Raw genomic sequence first — 16548 nt, 5'->3', positions numbered from 1 at the left:
TGGGCTAATTAGCTTATGCATTAATAGTTTGAATAAAGCAGGTGAGCTAACCTCATTATCAACGAGGTTAGCTCACTGTTGACCACAATATTCAAAAATAATTTTAAAACAATGTAAACCAAAACCGAGAGGATAAATTCATGAATTTACATGAGTATCAAGCCAAAGAATTATTAAAAAGCTATGGATTGCCCGTACAAGAAGGTATCATCGCTAAAAATGGCGACGAAGCCGCAGCAGCGTTTGACAAAATGGCAGGCAACGCCGGTGCTGTGGTTGTTAAAGCCCAAGTACATGCCGGTGGCCGTGGTAAAGCGGGCGGCGTAAAAATCGCTAAAACGCGTGAAGAAGCCAAACAAATTGCTGAAGAATTAATTGGTAAAAACTTGGTAACTTACCAAACTGACGCCAACGGTCAACCTGTTAACAGCGTACTTATCGCCGAAGACATGTACCCAATCGCAACTGAATTGTACTTAGGTGCAGTAGTAGACCGTTCAGCCCGTCGTGTGGTATTCATGGCGTCAACTGAAGGCGGTGTTGAAATTGAAAAAGTTGCCGAAGAGACCCCAGAAAAAATCTTGAAAGTAGAAGTTGACCCACTGGTGGGCTTACAACCTAGCCAAGCTCGTGAAGTGGCTTTTAAACTGGGTCTAAAAGACAAACAAATCAACGAATTTGCCAAATTGATGACAGGGGCTTATAAAGCCTTTACGGAAAATGACTTCGCGTTATTTGAAATCAATCCATTAGCGGTTCGTAAATCTGGCGAATTAGCCTGTGTTGACGCCAAAATCGGCATCGACTCAAATGCCCTTTATCGCCTACCAAAAGTCGCTGAACAACGCGATAAATCACAAGAAAATGAGCGTGAATTAAAAGCCTCAGAATTTGACCTAAACTATGTTGCGCTTGAAGGTAACATCGGCTGTATGGTGAATGGTGCCGGTCTTGCGATGGCAACCATGGACATCATCAAACTATATGGCGGTCAACCCGCTAACTTCCTAGACGTAGGCGGCGGTGCGACCAAAGAACGTGTGGTTGAAGCGTTCAAATTAATTCTTGAAGACAAATCAGTCCAAGGCGTACTCATCAACATCTTTGGTGGTATCGTACGTTGTGACATGATTGCTGAAGCGATTATCGAAGCGGTAAAAGAAGTCAACGTCACCGTACCTGTGGTTGTGCGTCTTGAAGGTAACAACGCTGAAAAAGGTGCGCAAATCCTACGTGATTCAGGTCTTAAATTAATTCCTGCTGAAGGTCTTTCTGAAGCCGGTCAAAAAATTGTTGATGCGGTTAATAATGCCTAATTAAGAAAGTATAGGTATGAGCGAGTAGGGCTATGTGCCCTACTAGTTAATCGTTTAAATCAAACATAAAAAGTAAAAGGAAAAACAATGAGCGTATTAGTTGGAAAAGACACTAAAGTATTAGTGCAAGGTTTCACAGGTAAAAACGGTACTCTACACTCAGAGCAATCAATTGCTTATGGTACCAACATCGTTGGCGGTGTGACCCCAGGTAAAGGCGGTACAACCCACCTTGACCGTCCAGTATTTGATACCATGGATGAAGCAGTAACAGAAACGGGTGCTAATGCCTCTGTTATCTTTGTACCAGCACCATTTGTATTGGACTCAATCGTTGAAGCGATTAACTCTGGCGTAAAATTGATTGTGGTCATCACCGAAGGCGTACCTACCCTAGATATGCTAAAAGCCAAACGTTACTTAGAAAACGTCAACGCTGACCTACAAGCCAAGGGCGAAGAAATCATCCGTATGGTGGGTCCAAACTGTCCAGGCGTCATCAGCCCAGGTAAATGCAAAATCGGTATCATGCCAGGTCATATCCACCAAGAAGGTAAAGTCGGTATCATCTCACGTTCTGGTACATTGACTTATGAAGCGGTTGCCCAAACCACTAAACTTGGCTTTGGTCAATCAACCTGTATCGGTATCGGTGGTGACCCAATCCCAGGTATGAACCAAATCGACGCATTGAAATTGCTTCAAGACGACCCACAAACCGAAGCGATTGTATTGATCGGTGAAATCGGTGGTACGGCTGAAGAAGAAGCGGCTGCATATGTCAAAGACCACGTGACTAAACCCGTCATTGGTTATATCGCAGGTGTCACAGCACCAAAAGGTAAACGTATGGGCCATGCCGGTGCGATTATCTCAGGTGGTAAAGGTACGGCGGAAGAAAAATTCAAAGCCTTTGAAGAAGCTGGTATTGCTTATACCCGTGACCCTTCAAAAATCGGTGAAAAAGTAAAAGAAGTCACTGGTTGGTAATGATCGGCTATTTTGACTAATCAAAAGCAGATAATCATTGGGTTATCTGCTTTTTTATTATTCGCTGGTGTTAGCAAACGCTGGTGTTAGCAAAATACCCTCAATCAGTTTTAATAATGCGTTTAAAATATTCGGGCAGATAAAATATTTGCCATAAAAATATGTTAAGCTTGATATAAACTATTTGAACAACTTGTTTTATTAAGAGTCACTATGTCGAAAAAAATCACTCACGCTGTTATCCCTGTGGCAGGGTTTGGCACGCGTATGCTACCACTATCAAAAGCAGTGCCAAAAGAGTTACTACCGCTTGGCAATAAGCCAGCCATTCAATATGTCGTTGAAGAAGCCATTGCTGCAGGTTTAACCAATATTGTCTTGGTCAATCATGCGCAAAAAACTGCCATTGAAAACTATTTTGACATCAATAGCGAGCTTGATACCCAATTACGCGGTAAAGGCAAAGTGGCGCTAGCCGATAGTTTAAACTGGCTACCTGCAGGCGTCACGGTTACCAGTGTGCGCCAAGGCAAACCGTTAGGATTAGGGCATGCGGTCTTGCAAGCCCGTGCCATTGTAGGTGATGAACCGTTTGCTGTGCTGTTACCGGATGTAATTTTAAACCCCTATAACATTGACTATACTCAGCAGAATTTAGCCTACATGCTACAGCAGTTTGCCAAGCAGCAGTATTCACAGATATTAGTTGATCCTGTCAAAGAAAGTGATATTCATAAATATGGCATTGCCAAGCTAGCCAGCACACAAATGGTAGCAAAGTCTGAACAAAACCAGTCGTTTGCTGTGATGGGGTTTGTGGAAAAGCCCAAAGCTGAGGACGCGCCTTCTAACTTGGCTGTCGTTGGGCGCTATGTGTTTAATAATGCTATTTTTGAGTATCTAGCCAACACACAGCCAAGTGTGGGTGGGGAAATTCAGCTGACCGATGCCATTGATGCGCTTATTAGCACGCAAGGGGTAGACGTGGTTAGCATGGTGGGTAACAGCTTTGATGCAGGTGACATGAATAGCTACTTACAAGCCGTGGGTTATTTTGCCACTCAATTGGGTATTGAAGCGTTTCAACATACAGCAAATTAATATAGGGTCATAGGCGAATGTCAACCGATACAAGTACGAATGGTACATGGCAAACACTGTCTACTCAAGCAGATAGTATGGCCACGCTTAATCAACTGTTTAGCCAGCAATCCAATCGCGGCTTACAGTACCGCGTTGCTGCGTGCGACATGATTATGGATTTTAGTAAACAAAAAATTGATGCGGCTGTGCTCAGTAATTTAATCACCCTGGCAAATGAGCGTGAGTTAGCGCAAGAAATCCATCGGCTGATGACAGGCGAAATCGTGAACGATACTGAGCATCGCCCTGCACTGCATACCGCGTTAAGACAGCCGCAAGGTGAGCAAGTTTGGGTCGAAGGTGTCAATGTCATTGAGCAGGTGCATACCAGCTTGCAAAAAGCGGAAAAGTTGGTAGAGCGGATTCGTAATGGGGTCTGGCGTGGGTATTCTGGTCAGGCAATCACCGATGTGGTGAATATCGGGGTGGGCGGATCAGATCTAGGACCAGTGATGGCAACAACGGCACTAAAAGAATGGACAGATACCCCTATCAGTGTGCATTTTGTCTCCAATATGGATGGCACCCAGCTCGATAGTTTGCTTAAGGTATTAAATCCGCAAACCACGCTGTTTATTATTTCGTCGAAATCATTTTCCACCATTGATACGCTGTCCAATGCCAAGACGGCGATGTCTTGGTTGTTAGCCAGTCATGATAACAAAGCCACTATTTTGCGTCGTCATTTCATTGGGATTTCTACCAAAGCCGATAAGATGTCAGAATGGGGTATCCATGTCGATAACCAACTAATGCTCTGGGATTGGGTTGGGGGTCGATTCTCCATGTGGTCAGTGATTGGACTGGCGATTGCCATAAAAATTGGCATGCACAATTTCTATGAGCTGCTAGCAGGTGCCTATGCGATGGATCGGCATTTTGCTACCGCCGATTTTGCTCAAAACATGCCTGTGTTGTTAGGGCTACTCGGTGTTTGGAACAGTACGTTTTTGCACATTAATGCCCATACGGTTTTACCTTATGATGGTCGGTTATCTTTTTTTCCCAACTATTTAACCCAGCTTGAGATGGAGAGTAACGGTAAATCTGTCAATCGCCAAGGTGAGGCAGTGACTTACAGTACTTGTCCGATTTTGTGGGGTGATATTGGCTCCAATGCCCAGCATGCGTTTTATCAGTTGCTCCATCAGGGCACACAGGCAGTCAGTTGTGATTTTATTGCCCCCATCAAACGCTACGCAGATGCCCAAACAATCAATAAAAACTTTCTTGAGCAGCACGGACTTTCGCTTGCCAACTGCCTAGCGCAAAGTCAAGTGCTGGCGTTTGGCAATGCCGGCATCAAAGACAGCAATAATGGTATGGATAAATTCAAACATTATCGCGGTAATCAGCCGTCAACGACCATTCTACTCAAACAGCTGACCCCAAGAACGTTAGGGTCATTGATTGCGCTGTATGAGCACAAAGTGTTTGTTATGTCAGTCATTTGGCAGATTAACCCATTTGACCAGTGGGGGGTTGAAGTGGGTAAAGTGATGGCTAATGCCGTCTTTGATGCCTTAGTATCAACGCAAGAATTATCGCCGCAACAACCGCAGCCATTTGATAGCTCAACCAATCAGTTGCTAAATACCATTAAAACAACCTTTGCAAGCTGATGATGAATAGGGATAAAAGAAGAAAACGATGACAAAAACAATGACAAAAACTGTATATGTAATTGGCAGTACCAATGAATCAATCAATGCTTGTATTTTGCTTGCCACCCTTCAATACCAAGTCAGGCTATTGACCGATGACAATAGCCTTCAGCAGGTCATGAATGATTACCAGTTTGATCGGCAGATGGTGCTACTGTGGCAGTTGTATCAGTCTCAAGGTAACATCATTACCCAGCCTGTGCCAACCCATGATTTTTCAGCGTATGTCAGCGCAGATGATATTTGGTTGTTTGTTGATGGTGTGTCAGCGCAGGCACTTGACCAATTTGGCTCATTTCATTTCAACCCCACCACCCAGATTATCATTAGCGGTGTCAAAGCCATTGGTGAGATTGAGCAATTCGCGCGCAAATTGACGACTACTTGGGTGTATTATCTTCCCTTTATTTTTATGAAAGATGGGGCGAATTTTAGTTCTTTTTTCCAAGCCGATTTGGCACTGATTGGTGAAAAAACGCAAGGCAGTAGCGCGCACAACAACATTTTGCTGTTTTTTATTGAAAAAAGTGACAAGCACTTTATTACTGATATCAAAACGGCAGAATTTGCGCGCAGTAGTATCATGGGAATGCTGGCAACACGCTTGTCATTCATGAATGAAATGGCACGTCTCGCCGCCAGTGAACAGGTCAATATCAAACAAGTCGAGCAAATCCTTGGGCTGGATAAACGCATTGGTAAAGATTATCTCAAAGCAGGTTGGGGATTTGGTGGCAAGTCATTACCGTTAGAATTGGATTTTTTGATTGATAGTTTTAAGCACAATCAAGTAGAGATGTCGCTGCTCGAGGCGGTAAAATCCATTAATGAAGACCAAAAAGAACTGATTTTCCGTGAATTTTGGCAATATTTTGATGGCTTTATCGAAAATAAAACGGTGATGATTTGGGGTTCAGGCTATCGTAATGGTACAGGACGCACTACCCATTCAGCGTTTCATCCACTGATCAAATTATTATGGTCATACAATATCAAGACGATTGTATATGCCAACAATACCAAAGAAGAATTGTTAGAGTTATACGGTAATCATCCGCTGTTTTCATTGACCGACGATGCCTATGCGCCGCTTACACAAGTGCAAGCGTTGTTTATTGTCAATTGGTCGCTACCGATCAAGCCGGATATCAATCGTTTAAATAACATTGCATTACCCATTTTTGATGCAAAAAATACGTTAACCGAACCACAAATTCAGCAGCTCGTTGGTTTTTATACGGGTATAGGCTGTAAAAAATAGGCAAAACAATGACCAATCAAAGCAAAAAAATCTTAGTGACTGGCGGGGCAGGCTATATCGGCTCACATACGTTAATTGAGCTAATTGCCGCAGGATTCACCCCTGTAGTGTATGATAATTTATCCAATAGTAGTCCAGCCTCGCTGGCGCGTGTCCAGCAAATTGTAGGACAATCCATTGAGTTTATCGAAGGCGATATTTTGGACACACAGCTGCTTGCCAAAACCTTTGCCGCGCATGACTTCACTGCGGTGATGCATTTTGCAGGGCTAAAGGCGGTCGGTGAATCGGTTGCCAAGCCACTTTGGTATTATCAAAACAATGTCGCAGGCACGCTCAATCTACTCGATGCGATGACCAACGCCCAAGTAAAAAACTTGATTTTTTCGTCATCAGCAACCGTGTATGGTGACCCAGAAGCCTTGCCGATTGTCGAATCCTCACCGCGTTCTGCGACCAATCCGTATGGGCAAAGCAAGCTGATGATTGAATATATGCTTGAAGACTTGGCGAAATCAGATAACCACTGGCAATTAATTTCACTGCGCTATTTTAATCCCATTGGTGCCTACCATACCGGAACCATAGGTGAAAATCCCAATGGCATTCCAAACAATTTGATGCCGTATGTTAGCCAAGTGGCAGTGGGTAAGCTGCCGAAGTTAAGCGTGTTTGGCAATGATTATGATACCGTGGATGGGACAGGCGTGCGAGATTACATCCATGTGGTTGATTTGGCAAAAGGGCATGTGGCAGCTTTACAGTATTTGGAAAACCAAACCCAGCTAGGATTTGAGCCGATTAACTTGGGTACAGGTAAAGGGACATCTGTATTACAATTAGTCAATGCCTTTATTAAAACCACTGGTCAACCCGTGCCTTATAGCATAGCGCCAAGACGGCCTGGCGACATTGCCAGTTGTTATGCCAGTAGTGATAAAGCCAAGCATCTGTTGGGCTGGCAAGCGCAATTTGATATCGAGCGTATGTGTACTGACACCTGGCGTTGGCAAAGCCAAAACCCTAATGGCTATGACGATTAAGCACCCCTTTAATATTATTGAGTATTAACGAATATTAACGACGGTTTTATGACCGTCTTTTTTATGGCTAGGTTTTATCAAAGATGAGCATTTTTATCATAAAAACCCAGTCAAGGTTATGATTTTACTTGACCCTAGGCTTGCTTCAGCGATAATAGGGGATTAGATAAATTATGATTTTTATGTGTTTTCACCCTAGCGATTGTTTAGCGAATTTCTTTTTTCTTATTGTCCCATTGAGCCTGTTATGACCATTAGCGCACCTGAATTTATCCATGAAACTGTTTTGCTAAAGGAAACGGTGGCAAGTGTGCTCAATGTAACTGTAGCGGAGCTAGAAACAGGAATCATCAAAAAAACGGGCACCTTTGTCGATGCGACATTTGGACGCGGTGGACACAGCCGATTGCTGTTAACTTATTTGGATAAAGACAGTCGTCTGCTCGTGTTTGATAAAGATCCCCAAGCCATACAAACGGCGCAAGCATTGGCAGCCAGTGATGCGCGCGTGATAGTGATTCATGATAGTTTTGCCAAACTGCAAGACAATCTGCAGCGATTAGGAATTGAACAGGTCGACGGGATTATGGCAGATTTGGGCGTGTCCTCACCGCAGCTCGATGACGGCAGCCGCGGCTTTAGCTTTATGCGCGATGGTGCGGTGGATATGCGCATGGATACCACCCGTGGCGAGTCGGTTGCCCAATGGTTAAAACGCGTCGATGAAACCGTCCTTGCCGATGTGCTGTATAATTATGGCGAAGAACGACACAGCCGCCGTATTGCAAGGGCAATCAAACAAATGGAGCACTATGATTCTACCCTAGCGCTGGCAGAAACCATCAAGCAGGCGCATCCCAATTGGCAAAAAGGCAAGCACCCTGCCACCCAAAGTTTTCAAGCCATGCGTATTTTTATCAATAATGAACTCGGCGATATCGATAGCTTTTTGGCTCAATCGCTCATCGCGCTTAAGGTCGGGGGACGCTTGGCGGTGATTAGTTTTCATTCGCTAGAAGACCGCATCATCAAGCAGTTTTTGCAAAAACACAGTAAAGGTCAATATCCTGAAGATGCCAATTTGCCGATGCCACCCAAACGCCCCAAACTCCTATCTAAGCCTGAGCGTGTCGCCCCGTTGGCTACTGAAATAAAAACCAACCCGCGTGCCAGAAGTGCTTGGCTTCGGTCAGCCACCCGATTGTAAAAGCAGCCGTTTTTGTAACATGATATTTATAACAGACAATAAAAAACGATTGCATTAACCAAACTTAGATGGGTTGCGTTATAATAACTTGTTTTATCTTGATACCCTGCTCCTTGATATAAAAAGCTCTTTGATATAAAAATGCCAAAATCTCAGCCCCTGCCTCCCATGACGAGTAACCCCATGTCAAATGGCCGCGATAACCAAAATTCGCCGAAAAAAACGCGTCTTTTCTCCGCCAAAAATAACGACGCAATGGTAAAAAATAACACGACGATGAAAAAAAGCAGTGAAGGCTTGGGTGCCAGTATTAGCGAGATGCTCGATACTGAATATCGTGGCGTTAGTATCTATACGGTTGCGATGATGCTATTAGTGATTGCGATTTTGTGGACAGGGGTGAGCGTCGTCGAGCAAATCCAAACTTATCACCAACAATATGGCGAGCTGCAAAAACTCAAAAAACAATTTCGCCATCTGCAAATGGAACACCAACGTATGCTGATTGAGCAGCAAACTTTTAGCGCTACCCCGCAAGTGACCAATCGCGCGGTGACCGAGCTCAATATGTTTTACCCTAACTTGTCCGATCGTATGATTATTCACGACAACAAAGTCACGGTATTTACTAGTGACGCCAGCAGCAACGAGTCAAACACTCCAGCTATCAATCTAGAAACGCAGCATTGATGAGGCAACCGCGTGAATACTCGCAATAAAAAATCGATAACCACCAAAGTTGCCAATGCCATGTCAGGGCGACCCACCAAAGTGCCTGTGCTCAAAGTCACTGCCCCTAAAATCAATGCGTCGAAGCGTCGTAGTGGTGCCTCACGCCAAGGCAGTATTGAAGAAGATGCCATTCGCTTTAAGTCCATTTGGATAGCGATGGGGCTGGTGTTTGTGGCGATTTTTGGACGCTTGGCATACATCCAAGTCATTAATAAATCTTACTATCAAGACAAAGGTAATTCGCTCATTACCACCATCAAAAAAGAGCCTTCTTACCGGGGTATGATCACCGATCGCAATAACATGCCGCTTGCGATTTCAGCCCCGTTAACCTCTGCGTATTTTAGTCCGCATGATTATGCGGTGGAATACTATGAGCTCAAAGCGCGCCAACAAGAATTGCAAAAGTCTAAACCGAGTAAATCAGTCAGTCGCGAGCTTGAGCGCGTTGCAAAACGCTTGCAGAACATGGATTTAGCCAAACTTTCGGCATTGACAGGCATTAGCGTCAGCGAATTTAAAAATGCGGTGCGTATCAATGACAACATCAACTTGGCTGATAAAGAGGCAATCAAAGCCGTATTGCCCACAGGCGCAGGGTCGCATTATTTTCCATTGATGAAAAATGTGCAACCTGAAGCGGCACAGCCGCTCATCGATGCCAACTTTGCTGGGGTCAGTACCGACACATTTTATCAGCGCTACTATCCACAGCCACAGCCAAATGCCCAGTTATTGGGCTTTATGGCGCGTACCAACATGACAGATGGCACGCATTACCAAGGGCAAGCTGGGGTAGAGCGCGTATTTAATGACATGCTATCGGGCAAAGATGGCGAAGTCATGGTCATGCGTGATGCCAAAAACAACAGCATTAAAGAAATCGAACAAGTCAAACCTGAAGTCGCTGGCAAGGATTTACAATTAACCGTTGATTCACGGCTACAATATATCTTGTACCAAGAACTTGAAAAAGTCGGACGGGTAGAGCAGGCGCGCTGGGCAGCGGGTATGATTGTTGATGTCAACTCGGGCGAAGTGATGGCGATGTCCAACTGGCCGTCGTTTAACGCCAATGACTTAAATAGTTTATCCAATGAAAACCAGCGTAACCATGCCTTGATGGATGTATTTGAACCAGGTTCGGTAATGAAACCCATCACCGTTGCCACGGGCTTAAAGTCAGGACAATACAATGCCAACTCACTGGTTAATACCAGTCCAGGGAGCATGGTGGTGCAAGGGCATACTATTCGTGACCATGGCAATTTAGGTACCATTAGTCTGCGTACCCTACTGCAAAAATCGAGTAATATTGGCTCAGCAAAAATTGCCCTTTCTTTGCCTGCCACCACGATGAGTGATACGCAAAAAGCCTTTGGCTTTGGCGCAAAAACCAACCTAAAATTACCCGGTGAATCTGCTGGACTAGTGCCAACGCCTGAGCAAAATGAAATCGCACGCCGCGCAACTGTGTCGTACGGTTATGGTCTCCAAGTCACGCTAGCGCAGCTTGCACAAGCTTACAGTGTGCTAGGTGCAGGGGGCGTGATGCATCCGTTGACGCTGCTTAAAAGTACCCGTGATAACGCGCTCAATAGCAGTAGTACCAATAATGTCTCCGTCCCTTTTGCCAAACCTGCCGCCAAGCAAGTCATCAAAACCAGCGATGCACTTACCATTGTCGATATGATGACGTCAGTCACTGAGCCTGGCGGTACGGCAACCTTAGCCGCTATCGATGGCTATCGTGTGGCGGGTAAAACTGGTACAGCAAGACGCACCAACCCTAAAGGCGGCTATTACAATGACCAATATCGCACCGCGTTTGTCGGTATTGCCCCTGCTTCTAACCCGCGTTTTGTGGTCGCCATCATGGTTGAAGACCCGCGTGTTTACAAATTTGGTGGTTTGGTTGCAGCACCCGTGTTCCGCAGTGTGATGAAAGAAGCCTTGCGTTTGTACAATGTGCCGTTTGACAAGCCGCTATCGGGTAAAGAAACCACTGCCGCCAGCATCGAAAGTGTCAATGACTTATAACAACCCTATGGAAAAAGCTATGATTACGTTGCAACCGATGATGTCTGCGCTATCGCTACCAGAAAGCGTGCGACAATTGTTAAACCCTGTCATGAATCAACCATTTGGGCAGTTTGTGGTCGATAGCCGTCAAGTGGGTCAGGGCGATGTATTTGTATTGCTAAAGAGTCAAAACGCGACCGACAGCATCGATTTAGAAAAAGTTACAGGTTATCTTGCCCAAGTCACAGACAAAGCGGCGTTTGTGTTGTCAGAAATTGATGTATCTGCGCTCCAGTCGCAGTTTATGTTGCCGATTATTTATTTGCCTACCATTCGTGATTTTTTAGGTTCTCTGATTCAAACCAGTTTGCAACAGCAACATCGCACCAAGTTGCCTGCGGTCATCGCGGTGACAGGCACCAATGGCAAGACCACCGTAAGCCAACTGGTCGCCCAACTCATCAGTCAATCGGGCATCAAAACTGCGGTGATGGGCACGGCAGGTAATGGGGTTTTGCCAAATTTAACCCCAAGTACCCACACCACCTTAGAAGTCTTTAATCTGCAACATGCGATTGATGATTTTGCCAAGCAAGGCGTACAAGCCTTAGCCATTGAAGCCAGCTCTCACGGGTTACACCAACAGCGGCTGCAAGGCGTACCCATCAACGTGGCGATGTTTACCAATTTAAGTCGTGATCATCTCGACTATCATACTGACATGGACGATTATGCGCAGGCGAAAGCGCGACTGTTTGATAAAGCACATTTTCCCACCCTCACTCACGCGATTATTAATTTAGATGATGAATTTAGTGAATTGATGATTGAGGCGGCTAACGCATCCCATTTAACCGTGTGGACGTATAGCTTGACCAATGACCAAGCCGATTTTTTTGCCAAAACCATCCTGCCTAGTTTGCAAGGGGGTGATTTGACCATTGCTCTTTCAAAAGCTGTCACGCCACAAGGTGAATTAACGGTGAACAGTCCACTGTTAGGGCGATTTAATGTGGCCAATTTGTTGGCGAGTATCGCAGGCGCCTTCGCGTTATCACAAAGTGCCGCGATGGGATTGAGTGTGGCGCAAATCCAAGCGGCAGTGCCAACGCTTCGCGGTGCCACAGGTCGTATGGATCGGGTGCCATCGACCAGTAGCTGTTTTATCGTGGATTATGCGCATACGCCAGATGCGCTAGAGCAGGTGTTGACCAGTTTAAAATCGCACTGTACAGGTGAGCTGTGGGCGGTATTTGGCTGTGGTGGCGACCGTGATAAGGGTAAACGTCCACTGATGGCACAAGCAGGACTTCGCCTAGCTGACAAAGTGATTTTGACTGCCGATAACCCACGCAGTGAAGACCCCAACGCGATTTTGAACGATATGCAAGCGGGCATGACTTGCCAGCAGCACTATCAAGCCATTATCGAGCCAGACCGTCAAAAGGCGATTGAATATGCGGTGCAGCATGCCAAGCCTAGTGATATCGTGGTGATTGCAGGCAAAGGGCATGAAACCTATCAAGAAATCAAAGGGGTGCGCCACGATTTTGATGATAAAGTAGTGGTAAAAAATGCCATTGAAAAATTCGGCAAATAACTTAGCCTAGCATCATGAAAAAAATCTACCTAATCCGTCATGCCCAAAGCGAGTCCAATGCAGGGCAAGCAGTGCGCCCCAATCATGCCATCAATCTTACTGACGTTGGCAAGACGCAAGCGCAAGCATTGGCGGATTGGCTCACTGACCATATCAGCGAGCCAGTCACCGAGATTTTTGTATCCCAGTATCTTCGCACCCAGCAAACGGCTCAGCCTTATCTACAAAGCACTAAACGCTCAGCCATTGTCATCGACGAATTGCACGAATTTAACTTTTTGGATTTTGACACCATCAAGGATTTGTCATTTGATGACATCCGTGTGATTGCCGATGATTTTTGGCAACAGCATTCTGCGCACCGAGCCAGTGAGGTGACGGACAGTTTTGAGTATTTCGTAGCGCGGGTACAAAAAGTGCGTGCGTATTTTGATGGCTTGCCCGATGGCACCTATCTAGTATTTACCCACGGCATGTGGATTGGCATGCTTATCTGGCAACTGCTACTTGGCGATAGCCCGCGTCTATATAATATGAAAAAATTCCGTGAGTTTGAACTGGCAATGCGCCCCAAAAATTGCGAAGTGTTGTTGCTCGCTCCTGCAGGAATCAAGAAAGTATGGGTGCGCAATGATGGGCAAGATGACGAGATTCGCTAGTAATAAACTATAAAGAGACCCGAATAAAGAGACCCCAACAAAGAGACCCTAATAAAGAGACGACAATGACTGCATATATTTGGCAATCTGCCAACTTAACCGAAGCGGTGAAAGACCTAAACCCAATCTTTCACAGTGATTTTACCCAGACATCCACAAGAATTATCACCGACACCCGCAAAATCGAACAAGGCGATATCTTTTTAGCCATCCAAGGCGATAACTTTGACGGACATGATTATGTACAAACTGCCAAAGACAAAGGCGCGGTCTTAGCGATTGTCAGCCGTGCAGTCGACAGTGACTTGCCGCAACTCGTAGTGACTGACACAAAATTGGCACTCGGCAAATTAGGTGCTTACCGCCGTGACCAACATCCCAATCTAAAAGTCGTCGCGATTACAGGCTCTAGTGGTAAAACCACCGCCAAAGAAATGCTTGGCAGTATTTTAAACCGTATTGCGCCGACACTAATCACCCGCGGCAATCTCAACAATGATTTGGGCGTGCCGATGATGCTACTAGAGCTGACCGACGCGCATCGTTACGCCGTCATGGAGCTTGGTGCTAATCATGTCGGAGAGATTGCTTATACCACGCAGCTTGTCAAACCCGATGTCGCTTGTGTGCTCAATATCGGCACGGCACATTTGGGGGAGTTTGGCGGGCGTGATAATATCGCTAAGACCAAATCTGAGATTTATCAAGGATTAAGTAACACAGGTACAGCGATTGTGCCATTTGGTGATGATTATTTTGATACGCTACTCAATAATGCCCAACAATTTACCCAAAATATTCTCACCTTTGGCGAGCGTGACGTGTCCTTGGCAGATGCTGGCGTGGATATGCAACAAGCCAAAGAAATTGGCTTAACAGATGAAGATACGGTGCTACTGATGGGCGATGTGTTTGCCGATGATGTGGAAGTCGGTAATACCAGCACCTTTAGCCTAAATTTCAATTTTGAAATTGATGAAATCGAGACTCAAAACGTCACTTTAAACTTTGCAGGTGAACACAACATCAGCAATGCCTTAGCCGCCGCGGCCTGTGCGCAAGCCTTGGGGCTGTCGATTGATGATATTGCCAAAGGACTCGATACCGCCAAACCTGCCAAAGGTCGACTCAATTTCATTGAGTTTGGTAAACATACGTTAATTGATGACACTTATAATGCCAATCCCAGTGCCGTCGTTGCTGCCACGCAAGTGTTGGTGAGTCAAGGTGCGCCCACCATGTTGGTATTGGGCGATATTGGTGAGTTGGGTGATGCCGCCCAAGAGGAGCATCGCAAGCTCGGTGAGGCTATTGCCGCCTCTGGCGTGACTGTGCTGTATACGGTGGGGGAGTTAACGCCTGTTACCGTCGCGCAAGCGCAAGCATCCGGCATGCAAGCACAGGCATATCCAGACAAAGCCTCCCTACTTGCGGCGATCAAAGATAAGCTGGCGAGTAGTGATGACGCCTGGCATATCTTGTTTAAAGGCTCGCGCTATATGATGATGGAGCAAGTAATGGATGAGTTAATTCGTTAGCCATCCTAGCTAAAAACAGAACTTTCATCAGCCATTTAATAAAAATTGGCTGATTTTTTGTGAATTTTTACTTAAAATAGTCAACTTTTCATGATGGGTTTTTGCTGATGAGACCAAGTGATACGGTTTTCACAGATAGTTTTCATAGCGATTTTTCATTTATCCTATCATGATAATGACAGGGACCTTAAGCCCCTGTTTATACCCAGAACCCCCTAAGGAGTCCACTCGTGCTATTGTGGTTATTTGAATGGCTAAGCCAATTTTATTCCCCATTTTCGGCTGTGTCATCGCTGACCTTACGTGTTTTATTAGCGGTGCTGACTGCGCTGGGTATCAGTATGGTGTTTGGTGGCCGCGTCATTGAACGGCTACGGGCGCTCAAATATGGACAAGCCATTCGTAACGATGGCCCACAGAGCCACCTTGCCAAAACAGGCACACCCACCATGGGCGGGATTTTGATTTTGGGCAGTATATTGGTGACCACGCTATTGTGGGCGAATCTAACCAACCCTTACGTATGGATTTTGATGGTGGTCTTGGTGATTTTTGGCGCCGTGGGCTGGGCAGATGACTGGCTAAAAATCAAATATAAAGACCCAAAAGGCTTGATTGCACGCAAAAAATATTTTTGGTTGTCGGTTGGTGCTTTATTTGTTGGTGTGTCCTTGTACTGGATTGCCAGTCAGCAGCCGCATGTGGCCACAGCTCACGCCATGCAAGATTTACTGATTCCGTTGTTTAAAAACGTGTCGATTCCTTTCTCCGCTGTACCATTGGGTTTGGCGTTTATTATTTTTACTTATTTTGTGATTAATGGCACTTCAAATGCGGTCAACTTAACCGATGGTTTGGATGGTCTTGCCATTTTTCCTGTGGTGTTGGTCGCCGCAGGCTTAGGGGTGTTTGCTTACGTGTCCGGGGATTTTCGCTTTGCTGAATATCTCCACGTGCCCTATATTGCTTATAATAGCGATGTGACAGTGGTGTGTGGTGCCATGGTTGGCGCAGGATTGGGGTTCTTATGGTTTAATGCTCATCCCGCCCAAGTGTTTATGGGTGATGTTGGTGCATTAGCCTTAGGCGCAATGCTTGGTACCATTGCTGTGATGACGCGTCAAGAGATTGTGCTGTTCATCATGGGTGGTTTATTTGTGGCAGAAGCGGTATCGGTCATGCTACAAGTAGGCTCTTACAAACTGCGTAAAAAACGCATCTTTCGCATGGCGCCCCTGCATCACCATTTTGAAGAAGGCGGCTGGAAAGAAACCCAAGTGGTCACCCGTTTTTGGATTATTACCATTGTCTTGGTTGTTTTAGGGCTGATGACGTTGAAACTTCGCTAACTTTGCTAGGTTCGCTAACGGCGC

The 16548-nt window shown here is 45.5% G+C and carries 13 protein-coding genes; all 13 read left to right on the top strand.

All coding sequences use genetic code 11. From position 1 onward, the window contains the following. Positions 1 to 140: 140 nt before the first annotated feature. Positions 141 to 1316: an ADP-forming succinate--CoA ligase subunit beta gene (gene sucC / locus RTS10_RS10175; RefSeq protein ID WP_007115062.1), complete on the top strand. Its 1176-nt coding sequence runs from the start codon at positions 141 to 143 to the stop codon at positions 1314 to 1316. A gap of 87 nt (positions 1317 to 1403) precedes the next feature. Beyond that, the gene (gene sucD / locus RTS10_RS10170; RefSeq protein ID WP_312115404.1) at positions 1404 to 2306 is read left to right on the top strand and encodes a succinate--CoA ligase subunit alpha; all 903 of its coding nucleotides are present in this window, start codon (positions 1404 to 1406) and stop codon (positions 2304 to 2306) included. Positions 2307 to 2519: 213 nt separating this feature from the next. Next, the gene (locus RTS10_RS10165) at positions 2520 to 3407 is read left to right on the top strand and encodes a UTP--glucose-1-phosphate uridylyltransferase (protein WP_203172414.1); all 888 of its coding nucleotides are present in this window, start codon (positions 2520 to 2522) and stop codon (positions 3405 to 3407) included. A gap of 17 nt (positions 3408 to 3424) precedes the next feature. Next, complete coding sequence (gene pgi, locus RTS10_RS10160) at positions 3425 to 5071, top strand: glucose-6-phosphate isomerase (protein ID WP_312540202.1); 1647 nt, start codon at positions 3425 to 3427, stop codon at positions 5069 to 5071. A 40-nt stretch (positions 5072 to 5111) separates the two neighbouring features. Next, complete coding sequence (locus RTS10_RS10155; protein WP_312540201.1) at positions 5112 to 6374, top strand: UDP-glucose 6-dehydrogenase; 1263 nt, start codon at positions 5112 to 5114, stop codon at positions 6372 to 6374. A gap of 8 nt (positions 6375 to 6382) precedes the next feature. Further along, complete coding sequence (gene galE / locus RTS10_RS10150; RefSeq protein WP_312540199.1) at positions 6383 to 7417, top strand: UDP-glucose 4-epimerase GalE; 1035 nt, start codon at positions 6383 to 6385, stop codon at positions 7415 to 7417. Between the two features lie 247 nt (positions 7418 to 7664). Continuing rightward, positions 7665 to 8624 (top strand): 16S rRNA (cytosine(1402)-N(4))-methyltransferase RsmH, encoded by a 960-nt coding sequence (gene rsmH / locus RTS10_RS10145; RefSeq protein ID WP_203172410.1) that lies wholly within the window; start codon positions 7665 to 7667, stop codon positions 8622 to 8624. 141 nt (positions 8625 to 8765) lie between these two features. Next, positions 8766 to 9314, top strand: a complete 549-nt coding sequence (gene ftsL, locus RTS10_RS10140) for a cell division protein FtsL (RefSeq protein ID WP_312540197.1) — start codon at positions 8766 to 8768, stop codon at positions 9312 to 9314. Positions 9315 to 9326: 12 nt separating this feature from the next. After that, positions 9327 to 11396: a peptidoglycan D,D-transpeptidase FtsI family protein gene (locus RTS10_RS10135; protein ID WP_312540195.1), complete on the top strand. Its 2070-nt coding sequence runs from the start codon at positions 9327 to 9329 to the stop codon at positions 11394 to 11396. 19 nt (positions 11397 to 11415) lie between these two features. Continuing rightward, complete coding sequence (locus tag RTS10_RS10130) at positions 11416 to 12978, top strand: UDP-N-acetylmuramoyl-L-alanyl-D-glutamate--2,6-diaminopimelate ligase (RefSeq protein ID WP_312540193.1); 1563 nt, start codon at positions 11416 to 11418, stop codon at positions 12976 to 12978. A 14-nt stretch (positions 12979 to 12992) separates the two neighbouring features. After that, the gene (locus tag RTS10_RS10125; protein WP_312540192.1) at positions 12993 to 13637 is read left to right on the top strand and encodes a histidine phosphatase family protein; all 645 of its coding nucleotides are present in this window, start codon (positions 12993 to 12995) and stop codon (positions 13635 to 13637) included. 65 nt (positions 13638 to 13702) lie between these two features. After that, complete coding sequence (locus RTS10_RS10120; protein WP_312540190.1) at positions 13703 to 15175, top strand: UDP-N-acetylmuramoyl-tripeptide--D-alanyl-D-alanine ligase; 1473 nt, start codon at positions 13703 to 13705, stop codon at positions 15173 to 15175. Positions 15176 to 15405: 230 nt separating this feature from the next. Further along, entirely contained in the window at positions 15406 to 16524 is a 1119-nt protein-coding gene (gene mraY, locus RTS10_RS10115; RefSeq protein ID WP_095356567.1) for a phospho-N-acetylmuramoyl-pentapeptide-transferase, read from the top strand. The last annotated feature ends 24 nt before the right edge of the window (positions 16525 to 16548 follow it).

Source organism: Moraxella sp. CTOTU47616 (assembly GCF_032017465.1).
Classification (GTDB): Bacteria; Pseudomonadota; Gammaproteobacteria; order Pseudomonadales; family Moraxellaceae; genus Faucicola; species Faucicola tetraodonis.
This window is presented reverse-complemented; position numbering and strand designations above follow the sequence as displayed.